The organism is Pseudomonas sp. NPDC087626 (assembly GCF_044743405.1).
In the GTDB taxonomy this organism is placed as follows: Bacteria; Pseudomonadota; Gammaproteobacteria; order Pseudomonadales; family Pseudomonadaceae; genus Aquipseudomonas.
The window spans coordinates 1-4,803 of the sequence record NZ_JBIUWJ010000065.1 but is presented as its reverse complement, the minus strand read 5'-3'; the positions used below and the strand labels follow the sequence as shown (position 1 = coordinate 4,803).

General features: G+C 58.6%; 4 protein-coding genes. All 4 read right to left on the bottom strand.

Annotation, left to right across the window (positions count from 1 at the left end; genetic code table 11):
• Positions 1–313, bottom strand: a 313-nt coding sequence (locus ACIOVD_RS27830) for an ATP-grasp domain-containing protein (RefSeq protein WP_401131375.1), incomplete at its 3' end; no start/stop codon positions are given.
• Positions 314–491: 178 nt separating this feature from the next.
• Complete coding sequence (gene lpdA / locus ACIOVD_RS27825; protein WP_401131373.1) at positions 492–1,928, bottom strand: dihydrolipoyl dehydrogenase; 1,437 nt, start codon at positions 1,926–1,928, stop codon at positions 492–494.
• Between the two features lie 105 nt (positions 1,929–2,033).
• Complete coding sequence (gene odhB / locus ACIOVD_RS27820; RefSeq protein WP_401131371.1) at positions 2,034–3,248, bottom strand: 2-oxoglutarate dehydrogenase complex dihydrolipoyllysine-residue succinyltransferase; 1,215 nt, start codon at positions 3,246–3,248, stop codon at positions 2,034–2,036.
• A gap of 42 nt (positions 3,249–3,290) precedes the next feature.
• Positions 3,291–4,803: 2-oxoglutarate dehydrogenase E1 component (locus ACIOVD_RS27815; RefSeq protein WP_401131369.1), on the bottom strand; the 1,513-nt coding region annotated here is incomplete at its 5' end.

Below are 4,803 nucleotides of genomic sequence, written 5' to 3'. Positions count from 1 at the left end.
CGATATCAGTGCACGATTCAACCAGGATCTTGGTGACTGGCTGACCATTGGCGTCAGTCTGGTAAGTCACCAGACGCTTGCCCAGCCACTGCTGTGCGAATGCCTTAGCGTCTTCTTTGCTGCGAACCAGCTTTACGCCGCCCGCTTTACCGCGACCACCGGCGTGGACCTGGGCTTTGACAACCCACTCGCTGCCGCCGATTTTGTCGCAAGCTTCTGCTGCTGCTTCCGGGGTGTCTACCGCGTAACCGGTGGATACTGGCAGGCCGTACTCAGCGAACAGCTGCTTACCCTGATACTCGTGAAGATTCATGCTTATTACCGTCTTCGTTAGGTACTGCGCATTCGGTGCTGCACTGTGGAGTGCCGCACCACCTGTGACTGCTGCTTGCGTAGCCTAGGCTACGCAAGACTGCGTCCAGCGGATATTCCGCGGTGAGTCTTGCATGCAAGGCTCACGACGGGCCATACCGCCGTGGTTTCTTATTGTCTTAACGCTTCTTGCGGTTGGCGATGTGAATGGCGCCGCCATTCACTGCCAGAGCTGCTTCGTGCAAGGCTTCGGACAGGGTCGGATGGGAGAAGACCATCATGCCCAGGTCTTCAGCGCTGGTGCCGAATTCCATGCCGATTGCGCCCTGCTGGACCAGTTCTGCAGCGCTTGGGCCAATCACGTGGACGCCCAATACGCGGTCAGTCTTGGCATCGGCGATCACTTTGACGAAACCGCCGGTATCGTTGGCTGCCATGGCACGGCCACTGGCTGCGAACGGGAAAGTGCCGACGTTAACTTCAACGCCTTCAGCTTTCAAGGCCTGCTCGGTTTTACCGACCCATGCAATTTCCGGGTGAGTATAAATAACCGAAGGGATCAAATCATAGTTCATCTGGGCTTTGTGGCCCTTGATGCGCTCGACAACCATGATGCCCTCTTCCGAGGCCTTGTGAGCCAGCATCATGCCGCGAACCACGTCGCCGATCGCGTATACGCCCGGTACGGTGGTCGCGCAGTGATCGTCGACGTGCACAAAACCGCGCTCGTCGAGGGTCACGCCGCAATCAGCGGAAAGCAGATCAGTGGTCACCGGACGGCGACCAACGGCTACGATCAGCTTGTCGAAGGTGATGGTCTGTTCGCCTTTGGCGTCGGTGTAGGTCACGACTACTTCTTCGCCGTTGACCTTGGAACCGGTTACGCGAGCGCCCAGCTTGATGTCCAGACCTTGTTTGGTCAGGGTTTTCAGTGCTTCCTTGGAAACGGCGGCGTCAGCAGCCATCAGGAAGGTGTCCAGGGCTTCCAGGACAGTCACTTCAGCGCCCAGGCGCGACCATACCGAACCCAGTTCCAGGCCGATCACGCCAGCGCCGATCACGCCCAGACGTTTTGGCACAGCTTGGAATTCCAGGGCGCCAGTCGAATCGACGATCACGTTCTGGTCAACCGGAGCCGGTGGAATGTCGATTGGACGCGAACCTGGAGCCAGGATCACGTTCTCGGCTTCGATGATTTCTACCGAACCGTCAGGCTTGGTGACTTCGACTTTCTTGCCAGCCAGCAGTTTGCCGTGGCCCTGGATCGAGGTCACGCCGTTGGCCTTGAACAGGGTGGCAACACCCGAGGTCAGGCCTTTGACGATGTTGGCTTTACGGCCGACCATTGCTGGAACGTCCATGGTCACGCCAGCGTGGTTGATACCGTGGATCGCGAAGCCGTCTTGTGCTTCGTGGAATTTCCAGGAGCTGTCCAGCAGCGCCTTGGATGGAATGCAGCCGACGTTCAGGCAAGTACCGCCCAGAGCCAGTTTGCCTTCCTTGTCGGTGTACTTCTCGATGCAGGCCGTCGAAAGACCAAGCTGAGCGGCCTTGATGGCAGCCACGTAACCGCCAGGGCCCGCGCCGATCACTACTACGTCAAATTTCTGAGTCATAAAAGGTTCCCTTTTAGCAACAAGCTACAAGCGGCAAGCGGCAAGCTTGAAGCCGCTCGCTCGCTTTGAGCTTGAGGCTTGCAGCTTGCAGCTTGCCGCTGCTTTTTAGATATCCAGTAGAAGACGAGCCGGGTCTTCCAGCAGGTTCTTGATGGTCACCAGGAAAGTCACAGCTTCTTTGCCATCGATCAGACGGTGATCGTAGGACAGAGCCAGGTACATCATCGGACGGATTACCACTTGACCGTTGATCGCCATAGGACGCTGCAGGATGTTGTGCATGCCCAGGATCGCTGCTTGCGGCGGGTTGACGATCGGAGTCGACATCATCGAACCGAAAGTACCACCGTTGGTGATGGTGAACGTACCACCGGTCATTTCGTCCATCGACAGTTTGCCGTCACGGGCTTTCTTGCCGAAGGTGGCGATGCCGCCTTCGATTTCAGCCAGGCTCATCAGTTCGGCGTTACGCAGAACCGGAACCACCAGGCCGCGGTCGCTGGAAACAGCAACACCGACGTCGGCGTAGCCGTGGTAAACGATGTCTGCACCGTCGATCGAAGCGTTGACAGCCGGGAAGCGTTTCAGCGCTTCGGTAGCCGCTTTCACGAAGAACGACATGAAGCCCAGGCGTACGCCGTTGTGGGACTTCTCGAACAGATCCTTGTACTTCGAACGCAGTGCCATGACTTCGGTCATGTCGACTTCGTTGAAAGTAGTCAGCATCGCCATGTTCGACTGAGCTTCAACCAGACGCTTGGCCACGGTGGCACGCACGCGGGTCATTGGAACGCGCTTCTCGATGCGATCGCCAGCAGCGAATACAGGAGCAGCGGCGGCCGGAGCAGCAGCCTTGGCAGGCGCGGCAGCCGGAGCGGCTTTCTTGGCAGCAACGGCTGCAACCACGTCTTCCTTGGTCACACGACCGCCTTTGCCAGTACCGGCAACGGAAGCGATGTTGATGCCGTTCTCTTCAGCCAGCTTGCGCGCAGCTGGAGCGGCAACAGGGTCGTCTTCGCCAGCAGCCGGGGCAGCGGCTTGAGCGGCAGCAGCAGGAGCCGCGGCAGGAGCGGCAGCAACGCCGCCCGCTTCGATGGAGCCCAGGATTTCGTCGGACAGAACGGTGTCGCCTTCGTTCTTGACGATAGCGCCCAGTACGCCATCAGCGGTAGCCAACACTTCCAGTACGACTTTATCGGTTTCGATGTCGACGATCAGGTCGTCGCGCTTGACCGCGTCGCCCGGTTGCTTGTGCCAGGTGGCAACGGTGCCATCGGCAACCGATTCCGGGAAAGTGGGGGCTTTGATCTCGATAGCCATTGTCTGTGGTTCCTTAAATTCGGTTTCAGGTGCGCGAAGGCGTTAAACAGTAAAGGCGTCTTGCAGCAGTTTTTCCTGCTGCTCAGCGTGCATCGATGCATAACCACAAGCCGGTGCAGCGGAGGCCTCACGACCGGCGTACTCGAGGACGAGTGCCTTGTTGTGATTGCCAACGATGCGACGCATGTGGTGCTGGCTGCAGTACCAGGCACCCTGGTTCATCGGCTCTTCCTGACACCAAACGATATGCTTGAGGTTGGTGTAAGGCGCCAGGACTTCGTTCAAGTCGTCCTCAGGGAATGGATACAGCTGCTCGAGACGCACGACGGCGATATCGTCACGGCCTTCGGCACGGCGTTTTTCCAGCAGGTCGTAGTAGACCTTGCCGCTACACAGAACAATGCGCTCGACCTTTTTCGGGTCTTGGGCATCGATTTCCGGGATAACGGTCTGGAACGAACCTTCGGCCAGGTCTTCCAGGGTCGAGATGGCCAGCTTGTGACGCAACAGCGACTTCGGTGTCAGTACGATCAATGGCTTGCGCAGCGGGCGAATCACCTGACGGCGCAGCAAGTGGTAGATCTGAGCCGGCGTAGTCGGTACGGCTACCTGAATGTTGTGCTCGGCGCACAGTTGCAGGTAACGCTCCAGACGTGCCGAGGAGTGCTCAGGACCCTGACCTTCATAACCGTGTGGCAGCAGCATGGTCAGACCGCACAGACGACCCCACTTGTGCTCGCCACTGGTGATGAACTGGTCGATAACCACCTGGGCACCGTTGGCGAAGTCGCCGTACTGGGCTTCCCAGATCTCCAGAGCGTCAGGCGTGGTGGTCGAGTAACCGTATTCGAACGCCAGTACGGCTTCCTCGGACAGGAACGAATCGTACAGGTCGAAACGTGGCTGGCCTTCGTACAGGTTCTGCAGCGGGATGTAGGTCCCCGCGTCTTTCTGGTTGTGCAACACGGCGTGACGGTGCGAGAACGTACCGCGACCGATGTCCTGACCCGTCATGCGGATCGGGTGACCTTCGAACGCCAGGGTCGCGTACGCCATGGTTTCGGCGTAACCCCAGTTGATCGGCAGGCCGCCGGCTTGCATCTTCTGACGGTCTTCGAAGATTTTCGCAACCTGGCGCTGAACCACGAAGCCTTCTGGAATTTCCAGCAGCTTGGCGGACAGTTCCTGCAGGGTCTTGAGGTCGAAGCGAGTGTCGTGACGCGCAGTCCAGGCATGGCCCAGATACGGACGCCAGTCCACGAACAGCTCTTTGTTCGGCTCTTTGACCAGGCTTTTTACAACATGCAGGCCGTTGTCCAGTGCGTTGCGGTATTCGTCGATTTTCGACTGCACACGCTCTGCGTCCAGCACACCGCTTTGAGTCAGGCGATCGGCATACAGCTCACGGGTGGTGCGCTGCTTGGTGATCTGCTGATACATGATCGGCTGGGTGCCGCTTGGCTCGTCGGCCTCGTTGTGGCCGCGACGACGGTAGCAGACCAGGTCGATCACCACGTCACGCTTGAACTGCATGCGGTAGTCGATGGCCCACTGG

What these genes read in the sequence shown, in the direction of transcription:
- odhB (WP_401131371.1), bottom strand. Translation starts at nt 3,248, where the DNA reads ATGGCTATCGAGATCAAAGCCCCCACTTTCCCGGAATCGGTTGCCGAT.
- lpdA (WP_401131373.1), bottom strand. Translation starts at nt 1,928, where the DNA reads ATGACTCAGAAATTTGACGTAGTAGTGATCGGCGCGGGCCCTGGCGGT.